At 60.9% G+C, this 21,419-nt stretch carries 21 protein-coding genes and 2 pseudogenes; 13 read left to right on the top strand and 10 right to left on the bottom strand.

The window, feature by feature from the left end:
* Nucleotides 1–2 precede the first annotated feature (2 nt).
* Both AC0L2Z_RS04400 and AC0L2Z_RS04405 read left to right on the top strand, forming a co-directional pair.
* Nucleotides 3–488, top strand: a complete 486-nt coding sequence (locus AC0L2Z_RS04400; protein ID WP_023796993.1) for an SRPBCC family protein — start codon at nt 3–5, stop codon at nt 486–488.
* A gap of 360 nt (nt 489–848) precedes the next feature.
* Entirely contained in the window at nt 849–2,720 is a 1,872-nt protein-coding gene (locus tag AC0L2Z_RS04405) for an adenylate/guanylate cyclase domain-containing protein (RefSeq protein ID WP_473626851.1), read from the top strand.
* 116 nt (nt 2,721–2,836) lie between these two features.
* Here the strand turns inward: AC0L2Z_RS04405 and AC0L2Z_RS04410 are convergent, their stop codons facing one another.
* The 3 genes and pseudogenes from AC0L2Z_RS04410 to AC0L2Z_RS04420 form a co-directional block, all read right to left on the bottom strand.
* Nucleotides 2,837–4,090, bottom strand: coding sequence for a DUF5996 family protein (locus AC0L2Z_RS04410; protein ID WP_473626853.1), 1,254 nt, complete (start codon nt 4,088–4,090; stop codon nt 2,837–2,839).
* A gap of 72 nt (nt 4,091–4,162) precedes the next feature.
* Complete coding sequence (locus AC0L2Z_RS04415) at nt 4,163–4,360, bottom strand: hypothetical protein (RefSeq protein WP_473626855.1); 198 nt, start codon at nt 4,358–4,360, stop codon at nt 4,163–4,165.
* A gap of 280 nt (nt 4,361–4,640) precedes the next feature.
* Nucleotides 4,641–5,533 (bottom strand): annotated as a pseudogene (locus AC0L2Z_RS04420) (LysR family transcriptional regulator).
* A gap of 153 nt (nt 5,534–5,686) precedes the next feature.
* Between AC0L2Z_RS04420 and AC0L2Z_RS04425 the strand changes: the two are divergent.
* Nucleotides 5,687–6,269 (top strand): annotated as a pseudogene (locus tag AC0L2Z_RS04425) (isochorismatase family protein).
* Here the strand turns inward: AC0L2Z_RS04425 and AC0L2Z_RS04430 are convergent.
* The 6 genes from AC0L2Z_RS04430 to AC0L2Z_RS04455 all read right to left on the bottom strand — a co-directional run bounded on the left by AC0L2Z_RS04430 (nt 6,241) and on the right by AC0L2Z_RS04455 (nt 11,671).
* Nucleotides 6,241–6,405, bottom strand: a complete 165-nt coding sequence (locus tag AC0L2Z_RS04430; RefSeq protein ID WP_473626857.1) for a hypothetical protein — start codon at nt 6,403–6,405, stop codon at nt 6,241–6,243. The pseudogene AC0L2Z_RS04425 and the gene AC0L2Z_RS04430 overlap by 29 nt on opposite strands.
* A gap of 803 nt (nt 6,406–7,208) precedes the next feature.
* The gene (locus tag AC0L2Z_RS04435) at nt 7,209–7,733 is read right to left on the bottom strand and encodes a prepilin peptidase (protein ID WP_473626859.1); all 525 of its coding nucleotides are present in this window, start codon (nt 7,731–7,733) and stop codon (nt 7,209–7,211) included.
* 9 nt (nt 7,734–7,742) lie between these two features.
* On the bottom strand, nt 7,743–8,285 hold the full coding sequence (locus tag AC0L2Z_RS04440; protein WP_473531331.1) for a tetratricopeptide repeat protein: 543 nt from the start codon (nt 8,283–8,285) through the stop codon (nt 7,743–7,745).
* 57 nt (nt 8,286–8,342) lie between these two features.
* Nucleotides 8,343–9,293, bottom strand: a complete 951-nt coding sequence (locus tag AC0L2Z_RS04445; RefSeq protein WP_473531332.1) for a type II secretion system F family protein — start codon at nt 9,291–9,293, stop codon at nt 8,343–8,345.
* Nucleotides 9,294–9,311: 18 nt separating this feature from the next.
* Nucleotides 9,312–10,283: a type II secretion system F family protein gene (locus AC0L2Z_RS04450; RefSeq protein WP_473626860.1), complete on the bottom strand. Its 972-nt coding sequence runs from the start codon at nt 10,281–10,283 to the stop codon at nt 9,312–9,314.
* Complete coding sequence (locus tag AC0L2Z_RS04455) at nt 10,283–11,671, bottom strand: CpaF family protein (RefSeq protein WP_473531334.1); 1,389 nt, start codon at nt 11,669–11,671, stop codon at nt 10,283–10,285. Before AC0L2Z_RS04455 ends, AC0L2Z_RS04450 begins: the two co-directional genes overlap by 1 nt.
* Before the next feature lie 527 nt (nt 11,672–12,198).
* Between AC0L2Z_RS04455 and AC0L2Z_RS04460 the strand changes: the two genes are divergently transcribed.
* The 10 genes from AC0L2Z_RS04460 (at nt 12,199) to AC0L2Z_RS04505 (ending at nt 20,420) form a co-directional block, all read left to right on the top strand.
* Complete coding sequence (locus AC0L2Z_RS04460; RefSeq protein ID WP_473531335.1) at nt 12,199–12,411, top strand: Flp family type IVb pilin; 213 nt, start codon at nt 12,199–12,201, stop codon at nt 12,409–12,411.
* Nucleotides 12,412–12,507: 96 nt separating this feature from the next.
* The gene (cpaB, locus tag AC0L2Z_RS04465) at nt 12,508–13,548 is read left to right on the top strand and encodes a Flp pilus assembly protein CpaB (protein ID WP_473531336.1); all 1,041 of its coding nucleotides are present in this window, start codon (nt 12,508–12,510) and stop codon (nt 13,546–13,548) included.
* Nucleotides 13,549–13,591: 43 nt separating this feature from the next.
* A complete protein-coding gene (locus AC0L2Z_RS04470; RefSeq protein WP_473531337.1) occupies nt 13,592–15,037 on the top strand; it encodes a type II and III secretion system protein family protein in 1,446 nt (481 codons plus the stop codon).
* Complete coding sequence (locus AC0L2Z_RS04475; protein WP_292576756.1) at nt 15,024–15,311, top strand: hypothetical protein; 288 nt, start codon at nt 15,024–15,026, stop codon at nt 15,309–15,311. Before AC0L2Z_RS04470 ends, AC0L2Z_RS04475 begins: the two co-directional genes overlap by 14 nt.
* Before the next feature lie 60 nt (nt 15,312–15,371).
* Nucleotides 15,372–16,904, top strand: coding sequence for a TadE/TadG family type IV pilus assembly protein (locus tag AC0L2Z_RS04480; protein WP_473626862.1), 1,533 nt, complete (start codon nt 15,372–15,374; stop codon nt 16,902–16,904).
* 5 nt (nt 16,905–16,909) lie between these two features.
* Nucleotides 16,910–17,452 carry a TadE/TadG family type IV pilus assembly protein gene (locus tag AC0L2Z_RS04485; RefSeq protein ID WP_473531339.1) on the top strand — a complete coding sequence of 181 codons (543 nt, stop codon included), beginning with the start codon at nt 16,910–16,912 and terminating at the stop codon, nt 17,450–17,452.
* 2 nt (nt 17,453–17,454) lie between these two features.
* A complete protein-coding gene (locus tag AC0L2Z_RS04490) occupies nt 17,455–18,102 on the top strand; it encodes a TadE/TadG family type IV pilus assembly protein (RefSeq protein WP_473531340.1) in 648 nt (215 codons plus the stop codon).
* Nucleotides 18,099–19,262 carry a CpaE/TadZ family protein gene (locus AC0L2Z_RS04495; protein ID WP_473626863.1) on the top strand — a complete coding sequence of 388 codons (1,164 nt, stop codon included), beginning with the start codon at nt 18,099–18,101 and terminating at the stop codon, nt 19,260–19,262. The genes AC0L2Z_RS04490 and AC0L2Z_RS04495 overlap by 4 nt, the downstream gene beginning before the upstream one ends.
* Nucleotides 19,246–19,836 (top strand): L,D-transpeptidase, encoded by a 591-nt coding sequence (locus AC0L2Z_RS04500; RefSeq protein ID WP_473531342.1) that lies wholly within the window; start codon nt 19,246–19,248, stop codon nt 19,834–19,836. Before AC0L2Z_RS04495 ends, AC0L2Z_RS04500 begins: the two co-directional genes overlap by 17 nt.
* Nucleotides 19,833–20,420 (top strand): hypothetical protein, encoded by a 588-nt coding sequence (locus AC0L2Z_RS04505; RefSeq protein ID WP_473626865.1) that lies wholly within the window; start codon nt 19,833–19,835, stop codon nt 20,418–20,420. The genes AC0L2Z_RS04500 and AC0L2Z_RS04505 overlap by 4 nt, the downstream gene beginning before the upstream one ends.
* A 204-nt stretch (nt 20,421–20,624) precedes the next feature.
* Here the strand turns inward: AC0L2Z_RS04505 and AC0L2Z_RS04510 are convergent, their stop codons facing one another.
* The gene (locus tag AC0L2Z_RS04510) at nt 20,625–21,161 is read right to left on the bottom strand and encodes a hypothetical protein (protein WP_473626866.1); all 537 of its coding nucleotides are present in this window, start codon (nt 21,159–21,161) and stop codon (nt 20,625–20,627) included.
* Between the last annotated feature and the right edge of the window lie 258 nt (nt 21,162–21,419).

Raw genomic sequence — 21,419 nt, forward strand, 5'->3', positions numbered from 1 at the left:
AAATGAACACGCAAGCAGCAGACACCTTGGTAAGGCACTCGATCGTGGTCGAGGCGCCGATCGAGCGCGCCTTCGAGGTCTTCACGGAGGATTTTGGCAAGTTCAAACCCAGGGAGCACAATCTGCTCGCCGTGCCGATCGCCGAGACCGTGTTCGAGCCGCGCGTCGGCGGCCATATTTATGATCGCGGCGCCGACGGCAGCGAGTGCCGGTGGGCGCGCGTGCTGGCTTATGAGCCGCCGCACCGTGTGCTGCTAAGTTGGGACATCAGTCCGCAATGGCGGTTGGAGACCGATCCGAACAAGGCCAGCGAGTGGGAAGTCCGCTTCACTGCCGAGACGGCTAATCGGACCCGCCTGGATCTCGAGCATCGCAAACTGGAGCGCCACGGCGCCGGCTGGGAAAGCGTGCGCGATGGTGTCGCCGCCGATCAAGGCTGGCCGCTCTACCTGCAGCGATACGCCGACCTGTTCGGGCGTCGGGCCTGACGGCCACATCCGCAAGCATCAGATCGAATCCGGCCTCGCGGCCTGCAATCCCGTAAGCTCAGGAGTTATTCGCGGTGGCGACACTGTCGCGAATAACGTCCCTTGCCTACCCGGAGCCCACAAGCGTAGGCGCAATAATTGCCTGACCAGCATGCCCAACGCCGCTTCGGATGCGGGGACGGCTCCGCGCGAAGCGGATGATGGCTGACGAAGGTCAGAACGGTATAGGCCACAATGGTCACGCATTTGTGAGCTGTATGATAAGCCTATTCGGGATTATGGGTCTAATCTTGAAGCGTGCGTCGTCTTAAGTGTCACTAGTAATAGTCCCTGCAGGGCCGCCGCTCAGGAATAATGCTGATGGAACGCAAGCTCGCGGCAATCATGGCCGCCGATATCGTCGGCTACAGCCTGCTGATGGCTGAAAACGAGGCTTCCACCTACACGAAGCTGCGCGCTGTTTTTGATGAGCTCATTGACCCGACCACTGCCCGCCATGGCGGGCGCATCGTCAAGACGGCGGGAGACGGCTTTCTCGCCATGTTTCCAAGCGTCAACGAAGCGGTCGATGCGGCGCTGGCCATACAGGAAGGCTTCGACAAGGGCCCGTTCGAGCTGCGCATCGGCATCAATCTTGGCGATGTCATCGAAGATGACGGCGACGTATACGGCGACGGCGTCAATGTGGCCGCCCGTCTTGAGGCCATGTGCGATCCGGGGCAGATATTCGTCAGCGGCGCCGTGGTGATGGCGGCCGACCGCAACAGCGCGGACAGGTTCGTCCGCATCGGCCGCAGGCGGGCCAAGAACATTCCCGAACTTCTCAACGTCTACCGCGTAAGGCGCGCGGGCTCTGCGTGGTCGCCATGGCGGCACGTGCCGCAGGTGCCGCGCAGCACCGCTGCCCGCTGGTCTTATGGCGTAGCCGCCATAGCCCTCATCCTCATCGGCACCCAAATCCAGCCGCTCCCCCTGGCAGCCATGGTCAGCCGCATCCCGGGGGTCTTGTCGATGGACCAGAGCCGCTCAGACCCCCGGCCGTCAGTGGCGGTGATGCCTTTTGCCGCGATGAGCGGCAGCGGCGAGCAATCGTATTTCGCGGACGGATTGGCCGAGGATGTGACGACAGCCCTTGCCCGCAATTCAGAGCTACAGGTAATCGCGCGCGATTCCACCTACGCCGTGCACGGGCAGGGTACGGACGTGCGCAAGCTTGGGGCGAAGCTCGGCGTTGATTATGTGGTTGAAGGCAGCGCCCGCCGTGAAGGCGACCAGCTTCGCGTGTCGGCGCAGCTGATCGATGTAAAGACAGGCGCGCATCTGTGGTCGCGCAGTTTTGACCGGCAGGTCGCCGACGTGTTCACCGTCCAGAGCGAGCTGACCACTGAAATCGTCGCGCAGATCGCGCCCTATATCGGCAGGAGCGAGGCGGCGGCGGCAGCGGAACGCCCGACCGACAACCTGCAGGCCTATGACCTCGTGCTGCAGGCCCGCAACCGCTACCGGCACGGCGGCGATGACCCGCAGGACATTCTGGAGGCGCGGGGCCTCTACCAGCGCGCCCTTGAAATGGACCCGTCCTATGCGGCCGCCCGCGCAGGCCTCGCGCTGACCTTTATCGCCAGCGTGGCGCAGAGCGGTGACGGCCGGGAAAACGCACCGGAACTCCATCTTGGGCTTAGCGAAGCTCGGCAGGCGGTCCGTCTCGACCCCAATCTTGGCCTTGGCTATCAGGTCATCAGCTTCGGGCTTGCCCTGCAGGGCGACTATTCAGGCGGCTTGCAGGCCGCGCGGCGCGCTGTGGAACTCAACCCTAACGATCCCGACAGCATGATGGCGCTTGCAAAGGCGCAGGTTCGCTTCGGGCAATATGATGATGCCGTCGCCAACGCAGAGCGGGCCCGCCGCCTTCATCCTATGGCGCCCGAGTACTACGCCTATGTGCACGGGCAGGCGCTCTACGCGGCTGACCGCCGCGACGAGGCTTCCGCCGTCATAGAAGAATGCCTGATCCGGGCGCCGCGCGATGCAAACTGCCTTCTGATTCAGGCGGCTTTGCAGGCCGGGGGCGGCGAGATCGAGGCAGCCCAGCAGACGATGGCAAAGCTGGTCGAGGCGCATCCGGCATTCTCGCTGGAAGCAGAGCGCGCTTACCGCCGGTTCGGTGACAGGCCGCTGATGGAAGAGTTCCTGCAGGACCTCGCAAAGGCCAAGGCTCCTGAATCAGCCTGACAGTTTTTACAGAGCGACTTCAATCATATAGCGGTGCCCAGTTTCATCCATTTGGGCGCGCCAATTTTTGCCATTCCACGCCGGTACGTTGGCGGGTGGAGGAAGTTACGAGCAGCCTATGACCGACGCAGCACGTCCTGCCATTCGAGATGACGGTCGATCTGCGCTTTTGCGAACGGACAAAGCGGAATGATGGCGACCCCTTCGCGCCGGGCATCCTCGACCGCCTGGCGTACCAGTCGCTCGCCGACCTTGCGGCCGCGCAACGCCGCTGGAACTTCGGTATGGTCGATGATGATCAACCCTTCGCCGGCCCGGCTATAGGTCATCTCAGCTTCGATGCCGTCGACGAGCATCCGGTAGCGTCCCTTCGATGCGGTATCCTCCCGCTCGACCTTTTCGACGGTCAATCGAGAGGCAGGGCCCGGCTGCTCGGCGTCATGCGGCCGCGCCTGACCCCGCCGCCCCGGCATGCAGTCCAGTAGGTCGCGGTCCCATCTTCCGAGATCGGCCGCAGCGTCGTAGGTCGAGACGAGAAACTCCATAAGCGCCGCGTCGGGATTTGCAGCCGACTGAACGGCATCGTACGGCAGGATGAATTCCGATAGGCCGTCATGCCAGAACGCGTCCTCGGGCCGGACCGACGCGCCCCTGAAGCCACTCGGCGCCGGATAGGCGTAGGCATAGAACGCGGGGTAATCGATGCCGCCACCGCCGGGCCAGAAACCGGCTGAGGAGACCTCGCGGTCGTAGGCTTCCTGGGCCACATCGTTGGGCAATGAAGGAATGCCGCCGGGATGGAGAGGCGCGCGCCGCCCTGAAAAGCGGGTGACGGCCAGGTCAAAACTGCCCCAGAACAGGTGAACGGGACTGGACTTGCCAAGAAAGGAGGTCCGGAACCGACTGAATACCCTGTCGACCGCCACCGATGCATGATGGAAGCGCTGAACGGCTTCCCGGTCATAGGGCCGGTCGCGATGATCTTCGGTGAACGGCACGGGATTGGGCACCTCGTTCGGATTGCCGTTAAAGGTCGGTGTGCCTCCAAGTTCGGAAATCAACTGCACGAGATTGGCGTGGAACGCCGCGACTGTGGATGGCCCGAGCGCAAACGATGCCTTGCGACCATTGCCGCATGTGCCAACAACCGTATGGTTCCGAAGGTCGAAGAGGATCTCGATGCCCGGGCCGTCGGGGATAGGCGAGGAGGTCAGGCCGAGCGGCGTGACATAGAAGGTCGCGTTCCAGGAATGGTTGAGCCACGGGGTATGAGCAAGGCGATATTTCCCGGCGATCTGCAAATAGAGATGCAGGGCCGAACACGTCTCGCGCCAGCCGAGGTAGTCCAGGTGGGGCCACTTGTTGCTCATTGTGCTTTCTCCATTCAGAACATACCGGCACGCGACGCGTCATCTCGTCTGAACCGCCCAGGTCCGTCAGTCTTAGCGCCGGTCAGTCCGGTACGGAATGTGCTCATCTCGGTCATCGATCGGGAGATCGAAACGTCCCTTGCCCCGGTCCTCGGCGCGCCATTCGGCCTTCGCTTCTTCGATGCGGTCCTTCGAGGCGACGAGTTCCACCAGATATAGCGCGGTCCGCTGAGCGTTGCGCCGCCGCCCGGTTCGATTGCTGGGTTCCAACTCATGCGCGTCATCCTCACTTAGGCCGTCCAGACAGCCTCGCCCTTGCCGATACGAATGCCCGATTTCGACTAATCCGAACCGCGAGCGGGAAGAGCGCTTTCGGCCCGACAAATGCCTAAACTGGCGAGCGACCGTCTGCCCAACTAGTCCTGTGATACGTCTAGCTGTGTCGCAGCAAGTGGAACGTGCGGGCGATGTCGCCGAACGCGACGGCTCGCAGTAGTGCGACCGGACCGTCGAACACGGTTCCTTGACAATGCTTTGAACCGTTCGTGTTCTAACGATCAACTCCCCAAAGATCCGGGTCTGTTTGAAATACTCGATCAGCAACTCGGTGAGCACCCGGACTTTCCGTGTGGGGTGCTGACCCGGCGGTCGGACGACATACGTGGCCCCCGGAGGTACCGGATAGCGTGTCATGATCGGGACCAGCGCGCCGGAGGCCACAAATTCATGTGTGATGCAATCGGGGAGCCAGGCGATGCCGAGCGCTGCCACTGCGGCGGCGGCAAGCGCCGTGGCGCTGTCGGCCTTGAACCTGCCCTGCGGCTGGACCGTAACAATCTTGTCGCCATCCATGAACTGCCAGGCTTCCGTTCCCTGCATGAGGGCCTGATGGGTGACGAGTTCGTCTGGAGACTCGGGTGACCCGTGCGCTTCGATATAGTCTGGGCTCGCGACAAGCTTTCCATGGATCGGCCCGACGCGCTTCGCGATCAGGTTGGAGTCCTGAAGGTAGGCGCCCCGGATCGCGCAATCGAAACCCTCTGCGATGAGATCGACGAAGCGATCGCTGTAGGAAGTATGCATGTGAAGCTTCGGGTGCAGACGCGCCATTTCCGCGAGCACGGGGGCGAAGTGGGTCGCGCCGAAAGTAAGCGGCATGGCAACCCTCAGGCGGCCGCGCAGCTCACCGGTTGGGAGGATGGTTTCCCTGGCCGTGTCGATCTCGGCGCTGGCCCGGGCCGCATGATCCCTGAACGTGATTCCCGCTTCCGTGAGCGCGGCGCCGCGGGTCGTTCGTGCAAGCAACTGGACGCCAAGCTCCGCTTCAACCCGAAAGAGCCGCCGACTGACGATTGACTTGGAGACGCCGAGCCGGCGCGCGGCGGCCGATACGCCCCCTGCATCGGCCACTGCGACGAATGTCTGCAGATCTTCGATGTCCAATTCGGCGTTCCTCGTTTCGCGACGCAGCATGCCTGACTATGGCACTACCGCATCACCAAAAGGAACAGCAAATTGCGGCAAGCAACGTCGCCCGCCGGCGCATGTCTCCCATGAACCCATTGCCGTCCACAACGGCAGAGAAAGGAAGTCTTGATGACCCCCCGTAACGGCCTTGATTCGCTTCTTCGTCCCGAAGACTCGGTACTCGTTCTGATCGACCACCAGCCTTACCAGCTCACGAACCTGAACAGCCACGACCCGCATATGGCGGTCAACAATGCTACGGGTCTGGCGAAGGCCGCCAAGGCATTTAGCGTACCGACGATCCTCACGAGCGTGCTCGCTGACCGAGGCGGGCTCATCTTTCCGCAGATCACCGACGTCTTCCCCGGCCAGGAGGTGATCGACCGGATGCTTATCAACACCTGGGAAGACCAGAAGGTCGTCGACGCGGTCAAGAAGACCGGCCGCAAGCAGCTGATCATCGCCGGTCTGTTCACGGAGATCTGCGTCGCGATGCCGGCGATCCAGGCTGCCGGCGAAGGATGGGACGTCACGGTCATCACGGACGCCTGCGGCGGCGTGTCGGTTGAAGCCCATGAGGCAGCGCGACTACACGAGGGCCGAGACCCTGCCTGCATTGATTGAGCTCCTCAAGGATCACATGGCCGGCAGCGGCATGGCGTACCTGTGGGAGCAGCAGCTGCTCAACACGCCCGTGCCGAGCGAAGGCTGATCCGGACCGGGATGGCGAGCTTTTCGGTGAGCGTCGGGCCGCGCCCGGGCTGCGCCGATGCCGCTAAGCGCTCGAATTTTAAAATGTCGAATACCGACGCGTTGTAGGTCAGGCGAGACAGCGCTTCAGCAACCATCGGCTCTCGCCGCTTTGGATAGGCATCAGTTCGCAAACTGTCATCAAGGCAGCCTGTTGAACTCACAGCGAGAATTGATCCGGGATCGCTACCAGTGCGCCAGAATTTGGTAATCAGAACGTCAAAAAAATCTGGCAGCGGGAGCCTGTTTCGCTCACACCCGAATTCGGCGGTCCCGATCAGCCGATGAGTCGCCTTGAGTCAGTGCTGCGATAAGCAGAGAACAATCCAATTCCTCAGGGAACGAAAATCTTAGGTCACTCTGCGACGCCATACGAAGCGACCTCAATCTTGCTGTCTTCGCGGCGCGTTCGGCGCGCTCAGCCTCAGCCATCACCTTCGCGGAGCGAGTAATTTGCCTATTCCCCAGCCAACACATCTGTTCGATCCCGCTAAATTTCTTCTCGCACGCTTCCCGTAGTTTCCGGGCGGATTTGCCCGACCACCGAGGCCAGTTCGGATCCGATTCCGCCTTTCCTCTTCGCCAGGCCTTTTTCGCGCCGGTACGCCTTCATGCCCTGACTCAATTGCGATTGTCGCCCTTCGTTGTGATGAAGTCGCCTCGATCGGTGACGCTAAGATTCGCGTTGCCGCCAGGCGCGGGCCGATCGCCTTGGCAATAGCCGTTCGGGCTCGCCGCCAACGCGCGAGTAGCCCGAGCCGTGCAAATCATACTGCTTACGCTCGATGTGGCTTCGCTCTGGCCGGCGCCTATCTGGGGCATCACCAAGATCGCCGCGGCAAATGACTAGCGGAACAGATACTTTGATACCTCTGGAGGCAGTTGCTGCAGTCCTGTCCTCTCAGATCGCCGGGCCAGCATGGGGCATCAAGGTGACGTAGATCACGAACCCGATCGTGCAGATCGCTGCGAGCGAGATCGGCACGCCAAACGGCACAACGCCTTTGCGGTCCAGGTGCTGAACGTAGAGGCGGAAAGCGCCTGCGGGCAGCATGAACGGGTTTTTAACGATCAACGCTGTGGCGAGGGCGAAAACCAGCAGCAGTACGGAGAACACAAGGAGGCCGCTGCCGCCGATCAGCAACGGCACCACCGCCATCAGCTTGACATCGCCGGCCCCGACCTTGCGCAAAGCCCAGAACGGAAACAGCGCACCGAACAATAAAAGGCCGGCGATTGCGCTCAGGCCCATGTCCCACCACGATCCGGATTGCACCGACAGGAGCTGCAGCGAGCCCAAACCCAGGCAAAGCAGCAGCAGCACATTCTGGTTGGATATCTTCTGGGTGGTGAAGTCGAGCCAGGCGATCCTTGCCAGCAAAGGAATGGCTAGCCCCTTCAGCAGCAGCGATGCGGCGAGCAACATGCTGTCGCCTTACCGTTCGAGATTCTTCACGCTGGACGACAGAAGCTTCAAATTGTTGGCCACGGTCGGATCGTTGGGTGCGAGCTCGTAAGCCTTGAGGAAACTGCTGCGTGCGTCCTGCAGCTTGCCGCGCAGCAGGTAGGAATAGCCGACATTGTTGTAATATTCGGGCGTCCCGCCGACCAGCCGGAAGGCCTGGCGATAGGCGTGGTCGGAGAGGTCGAAGCGGCGGATGCGATCGCTGGAGGCGGCCAGGCCCATCCAGGCACCACCATCATTAGGCGCCAGCTGCGTCGCCTTGTAGAACAGGGCGCCGGCATTGCCGTAGTTTTCCGCACGGAACTGGTTCTTGGCTTCGGCGACTGCCTGGTCAGAGGCATAATATTCGACGTCGCTGACCGTCTTCAGCCCGTCGAAGGCATCGCCAAACGCTGTCACATCACCTTTCGAGGGCTCGTTGGTGCGGACGACGCCGCTATCAGCCGTCTGACAGCCGGAAAGCACGATAAGCAGCAAACCGGCTACGGCCGCGAGGCGCATTGGCCCTGTCATTTCGTCCCCCAAAAGAGTTCTCTCCGACTCTCTATTCCGACCAAAGCACAGACGTGCCTAGAAGAAAACACCCATCATGCGAATGATCACTGGCAACATGATGATCATCATCACAACCGGGAAGATGCACAGTCCCAACGGAATCATCATTTTGACCGGCAGCGAATTGGCACGCTCTTCGGCACTCAGAATTCTCTGGCTGCGCATCTCGTCACTATAGACGCGCAAAGCGTCGGTCAGGCTGGTGCCGAGTTCTTCCGATTGCCGAAACAGCACAGCCAGCGCCCGCGCCTCGTCAAGACCGATTCGGTCAGCGAGTTCGCGCAACGCCTCCCGTAGCGGCTTGCCGGCACGCAACTGCAAATTCATGATCGTAAGCTGGATGCCGAGCCATTTATGGGTACCAGCCAGTTCGGCGCTGACGCGCTCGACTGCAGCTTCCAGGCTCATGCCTGCGTCGGCACAGGTTATCATCATATCCATGAAATCGGGAAAACCGCGGCGGTAGACCTGCTTTTGTCCTTTCTCGAAGCGATCGAGCATGACGCTTGGAATCACGAGGCAGGCGAGCCCGAATAGGGCGGAGCCGACAAAGGCTATCAAACTGGGGAGTTGCGGTGGGAGCACCCACGACAAGAGCGCATAGGCGGCCAGAAAACCGACACAGACCGCAGCCAGCCGCGACAAGGTATAAATGAGCGGAGCGCTCGGTTGATAAAAACCGGCGCGGAAGAGTTTCGCCTCCAAGGCGCTGGGCTCGTCCCGCTCCTTTTCTATCGATCGAAAATACGCATCGACCGGCCGCTGCGCTGCGATTTTGGCAAGCTGTTCCTGTCCAACGAGCGAACGGCGATCCGTAATACCCTCGGCCATCAGGCTTTGTGAGACCAGCTTCCGCGTCTGCAGCGCCGGCACGAAGATGAGCGCGCCGAACAGAAAAAGCGCCGCTGCCGCCAGAAAGACAGCGACGGAGACCAGAGTGCTGAGATCCTGAATAGCCGAAAACAATATTATGGCTCGCTTCTGTTAGAAATCGAAATTGACCATGCGATACATGATGAAGTCCCCCAAAAGCGCCCATAGCCCGGACATCAAGAACACTGGCGTAATCAATGGGCTGTTCCATACCCCGCCGTAATAACTCGGGGACAACACGAGCAGGAGCCCGAACATCACCAGTGGAAAAAGGGAGATGATCCAGGCCGATACCCGGCCCTCGGCCGAAAGCGCCCTGATCTTCAACCTGAGTTTCTGCCTTTCGCGCAGCACTGACGAAAGATTTGACAGGATCCCGGTCAGATTGCCGCCGGTCTTTGCCTGGATCGACAGCGATACCGAAACCAGATGAAGGCCCTCGAAGCCGACACGCTGCGAAAGTTTTCGCACCGCCTGTTCCATGCTCAGTCCAAAGGTGATCTCGTCGGACACGATGCCGAATTCGGTACCGAGTGGGTCGGGCATTTCGCGGGCGACGAGACCAACCGCTACCGAAGCCGGATGTCCGGCGCGCAGTGAACGAACGATCATGTCGAGCGCATCTGGGAGTTGCTTGGCGAATTTCTGGATTCGCTTGTTGCGAGCGCGCCGGAGAACGAGAAGCGGCAGCACAAATCCGACCAACACAAAAACGATGGACGACACCAAAGTCGAGAAACCCATAAGGAACGACAGCAGCGACGCCGATGCCAACCCCGTCAGGAGGAACTTCGCGGCGAACGTCAGCGGGTTTCCGGTGATACCGGACTGGGTATAGAGCCTGTTCAGCCCTATCATGCCAAAAAGAAAGTCGCCCGAACCCGTCAGCCCGCGCTCGCGCAGCAGCCCTTGCAAGGTCTGTTCGGCCGGAACGTCGTCAGCAAGCCGCCTCAGCCGATGGTTGATCGCGCCAATCCGTGCCCGGCTCTTGGCAAAGGAAAGATACATGGCCTCGCCGGCGAGAATAACCGATGCCGCCGCGAGCACGTAAATAAAGTAGAGCAACGTCTGGCCGGTCGGCATCAGAGCGGCACCTGCGGATTGAAGGCATCCTTGGCGAATTGGTGGCCCAGCGTTGCTGCCTCCGGCGCAAAGCGGGGGCGGATGCCGGTGGCGCGAAAATCGCCGATAATCTTGCCTTCGGGCGTCACCTCCCGGCGAACAAAATGGTAAATTTCCTGAAGCTGGACGACATTGCCTTCCATGCCGGTCAGTTCGGAGATGGAAACGACACGCCTGCCACCGTCCGCAAGACGCTGCGTCTGCACGATAATGTCGATGGCCGACGCAATCTGCGCCCGAATGGACTCATGGGTCATCGGCATGCCGGCCATGCCGACCATCTGTTCCAGCCGCGATATTGCATCGCGCGGCGTGTTGGCGTGAATGGTGGTCATAGAACCTTCATGGCCGGTGTTCATCGCCTGCAGCATGTCGAAGGCTTCCTCGCCGCGCACCTCGCCGACGATGATGCGGTCCGGCCGCATGCGCAGCGCATTCTTGAGCAGCTCGCGCTGACGTACCTCGCCCTTGCCCTCGACATTGGGCGGCCGCGTCTCCAGCCGGCCGACATGCGGTTGCTGCAGTTGCAGTTCCGCCGCGTCCTCGATGGTGATCAGGCGCTCCCGGGACGGGATGTAGCTTGAAAGCGCGTTGAGCAAGGTCGTCTTGCCGCTGCCGGTGCCGCCCGAAACCAAGATCGACTTGCGCGCCTGCACGGCAATGCGCAGCAGGTCAATCATCGGCTGCCGGATCGAATTAAACACCATCAGTCGTTCGAGCGAGTAGGGATTCTTCGAGAATTTGCGGATCGACACCAGCGGCCCATCGACCGAGATCGGCCGCACCGCGATATTGACGCGCGAGCCGTCTTCCAGGCGCGCATCGACCATCGGCGCCGATTCATCGACGCGCCTGCCGATGGCAGAAACGATCTTGTTGATGACGCGCAGCAGATGCGCCTCGTCGCGGAAGCGGATCGCCGTCTCCTCGATCATGCCGCGCCGCTCGATGAAGACCCGCTTGTGGGTATTGATCAATATGTCGGTGATCGAGTCGTCCTTGAGCAATGGTTCGATCGGCCCAAGGCCGAGCATCTCGTCGGCGGTCTCACTGGTCAGCCGGTCAAGCTCACGCGCATTCAGCGGCACCGAACGAGCGCGCACGAACTGGCGCACGATCGGCCGGATCTCATTCAGGATCTCATCCTTCGACGCCGTTTCAAGCGCTGCAAGATTGAACCGGTCGATTAGATGACGGTGGAGCTCGACCTTGAGCGTCAGGAAATCGTCGCCACTCGATTCGATATCGGCTGCAGGGGAAAGCGCCGGCGCAACAGGCAATACCGCAATCGGCTCAAGCTTTGGCTCGATCCGCGGTTCGCTTGGCCCTTTTGTGAATCGACCCAGCATGACGCTTTTTCCCCGTTTAATCCCCACCGCGAAACTAAGCGTTAACCACGCGTGGCACAAGCGCCAGCCGCCCACCATCCAATTTAATACTTCAGACATAGTTAAGATCAAGGATCAGAAAACGCGACGTTTATTTGGTCAGCGGCGCTGTCTTTAGGGAGAACGAGGGCTCGTTTTCAATGCCAAGTGCCTTTCTAACCACAAAGGTGTCATGGAGCCGCCCTAAGGCCTTAGATATAAACGAATATACACCATCGCTAATACCGCCCCACTTTCGCCATAGCCACGGCCGAATTGTGAACGAATGGTTAAGAGGGGTTGAAAAACGAGCTGAATCAATGTTTTGGTTCGCCCGAGATCGGCAATATTCTTGCTCCACAATGTATAGGAAAGTTAAGAAACCCTTAATCCTGTTTGACTCTGATTTTCGCCGGGACTTAGATCGAGATGACGGGGGATGCTTGGGTATGGATTTCATCCTTGGCTCGTCTCGTCGGGTTTGAACCTCCAGAAAGGGAGAAATTGGCATGAAGAAGCTCATGACGATGACCCGGCAGTTCCGCGACGACGAAAACGGCGCTGCCATGGTCGAATATTCCATCCTGATCGGCATCATCGCGGTCGCCGCAATCGGATTCATCATCGGTATCGGCGGCTGGGTCACGGGCCGCTTCACGGGCCTCTGCACCGCAATGCAGGCCTCCGGCGTCGGAACCTGCGCTACCGGTGCCGGTACTTGATCGTTTAATCAGCATCAGGCCCGGATTTATTCGATCCGGGCCTGAATCCAATCGCGGCGGGCGAATTCCCGCCTTTGGGGTTTGGGGTCTGGGGTTATGCGCGCCAATACACTCATCATGATTGTTCTCGCCAGCGTGTTCGGCGTCCTGGCGGTGGTGCTTGCTAATATCTGGCTGGCCAATCAGCGCAGCGCCATGGCGCAGACTACTGGCGTCCAAGGCGATACGGTCGTGGTGGCCGCAGTGGCGCTGAAATTCGGCGACACCCTATCGGCCGACAAACTGCGCGAGATCGCATGGCCAGCCGGCGCGGTTCCGGCCGGCGCTTTCAAGACGGCGAAAGAGGCGCTGGCTGGCGAAGGCACGAGGCAGGCGCTGCAGGCGATCGGCGCTAATGAGCCCGTTCTCGCCACCAAGATTACCGGCCCCGGCCAGCGCGCCACGCTTTCCGCAGTGCTCGGCGAAGGCATGAAGGCCGTTTCCATTCGCGTCAACGACGTGCTAGGCGTCGCCGGGTTCGTCTTCCCCGGCGACCGCGTCGACGTGCTTTTGACGCGAACGGCGCGTGGTGATGGCGGGGCCGATAGAAGTTTTGTCGACGTGCTGTTGCAGAGCATGAAGGTGCTTGCAGTCGACCAGGTTGCCGACGAAAGCACTGAAAGCCCGACGGTGGTGAAGTCGGTGACGCTCGAGGCCAACACCAGGGACGCGCAGAAGCTTACGCTGGCCGCCGGCGCCGGCCAGTTGTCGCTAGCGCTTCGCCAGGCAGCCGCCAGCGAGGGCGAAACGACAGAACGCGTCACGCTTTCCGACCTGACCGGCGACACGCCGGCCGACGTCGCCGCCAGGCAGGCCGAACTCGCCAAACAGGCTGCAGCCGACGCCGAGGCCGCGGCCGAACGCAAGCGCGCGGACGACAAGATCAATGGGCTGACCCAGGCCGTGGAACGGGTGGGAAGCAGGCTCGACCTGTTGAGCAAGGCAAAACCCGCTCCGGCAGTGGCCTCAGCGCCCCAGGTGCAAGAGGTGGTTAAGGAAGTCATCAAATATGTGCAGCCGGAACCGCCGGCGCGTGCGACAATCGGCGTCTTCAGGGGTGTAAAACTCGAATCTTACGACGTGCCGCGACAAAAATAACGCTAGGGTATTGCCGAACGAATCGGCAAGGGGGATAGTCTAGATGCGAATGTTCCGGGGACCACTGGCGGCTGCCGCGCTGGCCTGTTCGGTGATGCTATTGCCGATCGATCTTGCTGCTCATGCAGCCGACCGCAAGATCGATGTATCGAACCCCAGCGTCCACCGCGTTTTCCTGCCCATGTCGCAGTCGGTGACGATCCAGGTGAACGCCACGCTGGGCGACATCGTCGTGGGCGACGAGAAGATCGCCGACGCCCAGCCGATGACCGACCGCACGCTCTATGTCATCGGCAAGAGCGCCGGCACCACCACCGTCAACCTCTTTTCAGAAGACAAGCGCTCGCTTGGCGTGATCCAGATCGAAGTCGGCGTCGACGTGAGCGACATGGCGCAAGCGATCCGGCAGGTCGCGCCCAATTCGCGCATCGATATCGGTTCGATCAACGGCAAGGTCAGGCTTGGCGGCCATGTCAAGGACGGCGCCACGCTGGCGGCGATCATGGAGGTCGCCCAGCAATATGGCCCCGACGCGATCATAAACGCAGTGACCGTCGACGACAGCCAGCAAGTAAACCTCGAAGTGCGGGTGCTGGAGGCCAAGCGCAATGCCGGCCGTGATCTTGGCGTCTCGATCAGGAGCACCAATGGCAGCGGCACGACCCGCACCGGGACGGGGATTGCCGCCGTCGATGAAGACAATGTGGTGCTGGGGCCGGGCGGTCTGCTTACCGGCCTTCTTTCGAACACCAACCCGTTCGCGGCGCTGATCACCCGCGTCATCGACAGCAACATCAAGGTCGACCTGATCATCGAGGCGCTCGAGGCCAAGGGCGTGGTGCGCACCCTTGCCGAACCCAACCTCACCACGCTTTCCGGTGAGGTTGCCAGCTTCAATGCCGGCGGCGAAGTACCTATCCGCGTCGACGACGGTGATGGCGAGATCAGCATCGAATACAAGCAGTTCGGCGTCAATCTGCTGTTCACGCCGGTCGTGCTCGCCAACGACAAGATCAACATCAGGTTGGCTCCGGAAGTCAGCGACCTCACCGGCTTCACCACCGCCGGTGACCCGATCTTCACCAACCGCAAGCTGTCTACCGTCGTCGAGTTGCGCGACGGCCAGAGCTTCGCGGTCGGCGGTCTTTTGTCCAGCAAGAACACCAAGATCCAGAGGCAGGTGCCGTGGCTCGGCCAGGTCCCGATCGTCGGGACGCTGTTCCGGAATTCAAGCAACCAGAAGGAAGAGACCGAACTGGTCGTGATCGTGACGCCGCGTATTGTGCGGCCGGTAAAGCCCGGGGAACAACTGGCGACGCCGTTCGACAAGACACGGCCGGCCAACGACCCGGAACTCTTCATACTCGGTCAGCTCGAAGTGACCAAGGACATGGTTCGCAAATATGAACTGGGCGAAGGCGTCGTCGGCCCCTATGGCCACATGCTCGACCTGAAATCCAAGGACAAGATGATCTATGTCAAGAAATAGCGCCTTGATCCTGCTTTTGTGCGCCGGCGGGCTGACGGGGTGCGCCGCCGACTACCTGAACAATTACGAAACAGTGACACTGGCTGCCGGCGACACGCAGAAATACAATTCGCTGCTGCAGACGGTCGATCCGCTCAATCCGGCGTCGAGAAACACGGCGATCGAAGGCGACGGCGCGCGCGCTGCCGCTGTTGCCCAGAGTTACAAATTTCCACCACCGCCACCGCCGCCGCCGGCCATAACGGTCAATGTCGGCAACACCGGGGTTGAATAGAAGGGTGCGGGTTCAACGTCAGGCAAAGCGACTGGCGTCAGGGGAGCTAACGGTAAGGCCATGCTGCGGATTGTTCGCGCGTTCTGGCACGATCAGAGGGGAATAGCGCTGATACTGGTCAGCATCACGCTGCCGGCAATCATCGGCTTTTCCCTGCTGGCGATCGATATGAGCCGGGTCAACAACCTCCACAACGATCTTCAGAAGGGGGCGGATGCGTTTGCGCTCGCGGCGGCAGCGGAACTGGACGGAAGCAGCGGTTCCTGGGCGCGGGCTGAACGCGCCATGGCGACGCTCGTAGACAATGAAAGCAACTTCTCCACGGCAGGCCGGTTCACTCTGACCTCCGGTCAGCCGGGAGGCACGCAGCGCTGCAACAATGCTGGCAACATTTCCTGGTGCTTCCTCAAAGCGATCCCTGCCAACGACGGAACCAAGATTACAGCCGCTAATCAGGCCAACTATCTTGCAGATGCCAACCAGGCTGTCGGTGAGGCGGAAACACGGTTCATCCAGGTGACAGTCGCTCCCCAAGGGTTTGCCGCGATCTTTCCCGCCTCATTTGTGACATCCGGCGCCAGCAACAGCTTCAATGTCGGGGCAGTCGCGGTAGCGGGCTTCACCTCCGGCGTCTGCGATTTCACACCGGTCTTCATGTGCAACCCCTATGAGATGGTGAACGGGACAAACAATGCCGGCGGCTTCACGCTTGAGCAGGCCGTTTCCAATCCGGCCGTCCGTCGCAGGCTGATCGAACTGCGGAAGGTCGGAAATGGGGCTGCGGCCGGTCCGGGCAACTTCGGCTTCCTCGAGCCTCCGCCAAATGTGGGAAATGGTGCCCAAGCGCTGGCTCAGACGATTGCAACGTCGACGCCGATCGGCTGCTACAATTCCGCGAACGTAACGACGAAGACCGGTCAGAATGCCGGCCCGGTTCAAGATGCGTTCAACGTTCGTTTCGGGATTGGAGCTAACGGCAATCACTTCAACAGCCCAGCTTACGGTCCCGCCGCCAATGTCCGAAAAGGGGCAATACGGACCACAGGCAGCGCCAATCAATGCGCTGCCATGAACCAGCTTTCGTTCACCGAAGCTGGAACAATGGGCCTTCCGCGCGATGCGACAACGCCGTATATGGGCGGCAGGATGGGCGACGGAGATTGGAACTTCTCCGGCTATTGGAGCACCAACTTCGGTTCAGCTAGCTATCCATCGTCATGGGATACGACCAAGCCGACGCGCTATGAGGTCTACCGCTACGAAATATCGGCGGGCTTGGTGGGCACCGCGTCGACCGGTGGAGAGACCGGAACGCCGTCGGCAGCTTGCCAACCGCCCGTCACGACAGTTGATCGTCGGTTGATCTATGGCGCGATCCTGAACTGCAATGCTCTCGAAGCTGCGGGCAACGGCCTGTCCGGCCACAGCACCAATCTTCCGGTCGAAGCCTTCGGCAGCTTCTTCCTCACTGAACCGGTTGCGTCGCCATCGGAGGACGCTTCGGTGATGGTCGAAGTGGTCGACGTAACCGGCGGTGCCGGCCAGGGTACGCTCGACAATTTCCTTCGCGACGAAGCCCAGCTTTATCGGTGATGGTGATGATCGGAGCGCTGTACCATCATCTCCACAGATTTCGACGCGAGCAGCGCGGCACGGCTCTCGTCGAAATGGCGCTGATCGCGCCACTGATGCTGGTCTTGTCGGCAGGCGTGTTCGAGTTCGGCAATCTGATCCACAAAAAGCTACTGATGGAGGCCGGCCTGTCGGATGCGGCGCGCTTTGCCGCGCGCTGCAACAGCCAGTTATACACTAAGGCCGGGCTCGCGGCGATCAATTGCGCCGATATCGCTGCCAACATCGCCGTCTTCGGCAATCCGGCAGGCACGGGGAGTGCGCGGGTCAGCGGCTGGCAGAAAGCGGGGGGGACATCCAATAACGCGACGGTGACTATTGCCGCCCCCGCATCCTGCCACGATGCTGTGCAAGCTGGCGTCACCCAGTATCGCTCCACCGCGGCACAAGTCTGCATCGTCCGAGCGGTCGGCAACTACCCATATAGCGGCGTCGGCATGCTGTCGCTGCTCAGCATCGGTACGATTACCCTGAACAGCTTTCACGAGGAGCGGTTGATCCGGTTCTGATCATGATCAGGCGTTTCGCAAAATCGGAGGACGGCGCGACGATGGTGGACATGGCCATCGTATCGACACTGCTGTTTACCCTTGTCCTCGGCTTCGTCGATTTCGGTTACGCCCTCTATCAGTGGAACGCCGCCACCAAAGCCGTGCAACTCGGCGCACGACTGGCCTCGATTTCCGATCCGGTTGCCACCGCGCTAGCTACAGCCGCACCGACGACCACGCCGGGCGCTCCGGTCATCGCCGCGGCCTACGGACCATTCACTTGCACTTATACTGCTGGCACTGGGGCCTGCAGTAATGGCGGGACATTCAATGCCGCCAATTTCAGCCGCATCTTTCGGGGCGACACTGCAAACACCAATGACGACGCCTGTCCGATAATCACCCCTGCCCAGCAACCCAGCACGCGGCATGGAATGTGTCATTTCTTTCCTGGCTTGCGGCGCGACAATGTTGTCATCGCGTACTCCGCCACCGGCTTGGGCTACCAGACTCGGTTGGGCGGACCGGTGCCGACAATCACCGTCAGCCTTCAGAACCGGACCTTCCAGTTCTTCTTCCTGGGCGGCCTGCTAGGATTCGGAAACCTCACCATGCCCTCGATGCTCAGCACGGTCACGGGCGAAGACCTGAAGAGTATATCCCCATGAATGCCATCAACACCAAGGTTCTGCCGACCAAACGAAAGCAGGTGGCCCTATTCTCATCGGATCCGCAGTTCAAGCGCGAGGTGGCGACGCGGCTCGACGCGCTGGCCATCTACGATGTCAGGATTTCCGACACGGCCGACTTTCTCAACGGTCCGCCCGCTGAGACGCGCCCGGGCATCGTCATCCTCGACCTGGCCAACGGCGAGCTGCTCGGCGAGCCCGGCATTGTCGCGGCGCGCGCCTTGTGGGCGACCGTGCCGCTGATCGCGGTCTCCGACGAATTGACCTCTGAAAAGACGCGTATCCTGGTTCGCATGAACGCCTCGGACTGGCTGCACAAGCCGCTCGACGCCAAGGAACTGCTCAACGCGGTCACCTTCCACGACACCGGCAACCAGGGCACCAAGAGCCGAATCATCACTTTCATCAGCGCCAGCGGCGGCGCCGGCGCCACGACGCTCGCTCTGTCGGCGGCGGAATTCCTGGCGTCGAAATCCACCGAACGCGCGGCTTCGACGTGCCTCGTCGACCTCGATTTCCAGAGCGCCAATTGCGGCGCCTATCTCAACCTGTTCAACCAGTTCGACCTGGCCGGCATCATCGGCCAGCCGGAAAGGCTCGATGTCGAACTGATGGACGTCATCAAGCTCTCTCGTCCGTCCAGCCTGACCCTCTATTCATTCGAGAGGCCGCAGCTGCCGTTTGAGCCGCAGGGCGCCGATTTCGTGTTCCGGTTGCTCGACCTCGTCGCCTACCGCTTCGACGACATCATCATCGACCTGCCGAATATCGAAACCCCCTGGCAGAATTCCGTGCTTTCGACGAGCGACGAGATCTTCATCGTCTTCGAGCTCAACGTCGCCTCGCTGCGGCAAGGCAAGCGGCTCTACACGAAGATCCGCGAGCTGCGCGGCAATTCGGTGAGCATCACCCTGGTCGCCAACAAGCATAAGCGCAAATGGTTCGGCAACCACTTTTCGCGCAGCGAACTCGAGAAGATCTTCAAGGCGCCGCACATCAAGTCGGTCGGCCTGGACAATGCGCTGCTGACCGACGCGCTGAACCGGGCCATCCTGCCTTCCGAAGTGGATGGGCGGGCACGTTTCAACAAGGACCTGAAGCGGATGTTCAAAGAGCGGCTCGATGACGCTGCACGGTAGATTTCGCACCGTCCCGAGACTCGCCGGCGCCTGCATCATCGGCCTTGCCTTGGGGATGCCGGCCTGGGAATTCGCCCATGCCCGATCCGCGCTGTCGGACCGGCCGCCGCTGCCGGCAATGGGCCCCAGCCTGCGCAAGGCGGTTGCTCTCCAAACCGTGGAACGGGCCGGCACGATCATCATCCGCAAGGACGAGAAGGCGCTCTATCTGGTGACCCGGCAGGGCCAGGCGCTGCGCTACCAGATCAGCGTCGGACGCGACGGCTTTGGCTGGACCGGCATCGTCAAGGTCGGGGCGAAAACGGAATGGCCGGAATGGCGCCCGCCCAGGGAAATGCGCGCCCGCCAGCCGGAGCTGCCGGAAATGGTGCCCGCCGGTCCCTACAATCCGCTCGGCGCCAGGGCACTCTATCTGCTGCGGGATGGGCGCGACACGCTCTACCGCATCCACGGCACCAACGATCCCAAGGGCATCGGCTTCGACGGAACATCGGGATGTTTCCGTCTTACCAACACTGATGTGATCGATCTTTTCAAGCGCGTCTCGGTCGGCGCAAAGGTGGTGGTCCAATGACGATGATCAGCGACCTGGATATGCCGGCAATCGACATTGGGCCGGCAACCCACACTGAAGAGCAAGCTCCAGCGTGGAAACCGAGCAATGCAAGGATGATCGGCGTTGTCGCCGTCGGCGCCTTACTGATCACGGCGGTGAACATAACGGCCGCGGTCTATTTCTACCGCGGCATCAACGATCTGCGCCTTGTCGAACGGCGGCTGGAACAGCTCGGATCGTTCGAGCAACGGATCGCAGCCCGGCTCGATGCGGTCAACAACGGCTTTCAAAGCCGGTTCGAAAAACTGGACAGTCAACTGCAGGGCAGCTTCAACGAAGTCAAAGGCAGCATTGCCCGGCTTGAACAGGAGCTGCCCCTGGACAGTGACGACGACATGTCGAGCATTGCGGAGCCTTCCGTGGTCACGACCAGCACCATGGCGGAAGCAGCCACCGATCTCGAAGAAGCGACCGAACCCAGTATCGTCGATGTGCCGCGCCCGCTCAAAAGGAAGATCGCCGCGGCGCCCCCTCCCCCGAACGCCTCCTACCAGCGCATAGTGCAGCCTGACGGCAAGGTCCATTACAAGAAAATCAACTAGTTCCTCTCTACAGAGGATTTGGTTCTTAGCCTGAAAGGGACTGTCGACGGTCCCTGTCGGCCGGCCTTCAGCCGCCAATCTCCAACCCAACGTCTGCGATCAGCCCAAACACCTCAACTTCGTCATCCCAGGGTCTGCGCCGCGTCGCTTCGCTCCTTGCTCCGCCCTGGGATGACGAAGTTGGCACGGCTGTGCCCCGGGGTCCTAGAGATCCCGCTGCAGAGCAATAAGCCGTACGGCGAGCGCTTCGGAACGCTGTCGCGCTTCGCTGAGAAACGTAAAATGACAGTAGGCGCAGGCTGCAGTGCCGAGACCCAGCACCAGGCTGTTCTGCCATGTGAAATCGAGCACCAGCGAGAATGGATGGCCGCTGGGCGCGGTGAACGCCGCTATCGTGCTCGCTGTTTCAGAATGGCTGCTGGAAGCGATCATCAGCCCGGCGAAGAGCAGAGCAGCGTGGTTGACAAGGAAGAACGCGGCCGACTTTCTCGTCCGGCAAGCCATCCAGCAGAGGATCGATGCGGCGATCAGGATAGCGGCATCAAGGACCATTGAACCGCTGAGATAGAGGTCGACCTGCTGCCAGAACATCGTGGCCAAAGGGCGCAACTCAAGCCAGATCCGCCACAGGGCAGGGCTGGCCGGATAGGTTCCGAGCAGGAACGTCGCTGCTCGTTCCCCTGCCAGAATGAGAAGAATGAGAGCCGGGAAGGCAAAAAGCAGTAGCGGCTTGCGCGTCATGTTCCCTCGCCAATCGACAAGCAGAATAGACTGCAAAGATTGCGCGAGGCTTAAGGAAAGCGCCGCGAACAGCATTGATCACAGGCGCAGGCGCTTGCCGCAACCGCAGCGAGCGCCCGTTTTATGTGCCATTTTTGCTACATTCCCGAAACTTATGGCCCGAATTCGGTTCTTAGCCGGCCCTAGATCAACAAACACTCACGTATTCGAAGAATCTGTCGGATAATTTGTCAAAGCTTCGGTGAGAAGGCTTGGCCA

The organism is Mesorhizobium sp. WSM4850, from assembly GCF_055811735.1.

Coding starts and splice junctions, on each gene's coding strand:
- AC0L2Z_RS04400 (WP_023796993.1), top strand. CDS start 3: ATGAACACGCAAGCAGCAGACACCTTGGTAAGGCACTCGATCGTGGTC.
- AC0L2Z_RS04405 (WP_473626851.1), top strand. CDS start 849: ATGGAACGCAAGCTCGCGGCAATCATGGCCGCCGATATCGTCGGCTAC.
- AC0L2Z_RS04410 (WP_473626853.1), bottom strand. CDS start 4,090: ATGAGCAACAAGTGGCCCCACCTGGACTACCTCGGCTGGCGCGAGACG.
- AC0L2Z_RS04430 (WP_473626857.1), bottom strand. CDS start 6,405: ATGGTTGCTGAAGCGCTGTCTCGCCTGACCTACAACGCGTCGGTATTC.
- AC0L2Z_RS04435 (WP_473626859.1), bottom strand. CDS start 7,733: ATGTTGCTCGCCGCATCGCTGCTGCTGAAGGGGCTAGCCATTCCTTTG.
- AC0L2Z_RS04440 (WP_473531331.1), bottom strand. CDS start 8,285: ATGACAGGGCCAATGCGCCTCGCGGCCGTAGCCGGTTTGCTGCTTATC.
- AC0L2Z_RS04450 (WP_473626860.1), bottom strand. CDS start 10,283: ATGCCGACCGGCCAGACGTTGCTCTACTTTATTTACGTGCTCGCGGCG.
- AC0L2Z_RS04455 (WP_473531334.1), bottom strand. CDS start 11,671: ATGCTGGGTCGATTCACAAAAGGGCCAAGCGAACCGCGGATCGAGCCA.
- AC0L2Z_RS04460 (WP_473531335.1), top strand. CDS start 12,199: ATGAAGAAGCTCATGACGATGACCCGGCAGTTCCGCGACGACGAAAAC.
- cpaB (WP_473531336.1), top strand. CDS start 12,508: ATGCGCGCCAATACACTCATCATGATTGTTCTCGCCAGCGTGTTCGGC.
- AC0L2Z_RS04470 (WP_473531337.1), top strand. CDS start 13,592: ATGCGAATGTTCCGGGGACCACTGGCGGCTGCCGCGCTGGCCTGTTCG.
- AC0L2Z_RS04475 (WP_292576756.1), top strand. CDS start 15,024: ATGTCAAGAAATAGCGCCTTGATCCTGCTTTTGTGCGCCGGCGGGCTG.
- AC0L2Z_RS04480 (WP_473626862.1), top strand. CDS start 15,372: ATGCTGCGGATTGTTCGCGCGTTCTGGCACGATCAGAGGGGAATAGCG.
- AC0L2Z_RS04485 (WP_473531339.1), top strand. CDS start 16,910: ATGATCGGAGCGCTGTACCATCATCTCCACAGATTTCGACGCGAGCAG.
- AC0L2Z_RS04490 (WP_473531340.1), top strand. CDS start 17,455: ATGATCAGGCGTTTCGCAAAATCGGAGGACGGCGCGACGATGGTGGAC.
- AC0L2Z_RS04495 (WP_473626863.1), top strand. CDS start 18,099: ATGAATGCCATCAACACCAAGGTTCTGCCGACCAAACGAAAGCAGGTG.
- AC0L2Z_RS04500 (WP_473531342.1), top strand. CDS start 19,246: ATGACGCTGCACGGTAGATTTCGCACCGTCCCGAGACTCGCCGGCGCC.
- AC0L2Z_RS04505 (WP_473626865.1), top strand. CDS start 19,833: ATGACGATGATCAGCGACCTGGATATGCCGGCAATCGACATTGGGCCG.
- AC0L2Z_RS04510 (WP_473626866.1), bottom strand. CDS start 21,161: ATGACGCGCAAGCCGCTACTGCTTTTTGCCTTCCCGGCTCTCATTCTT.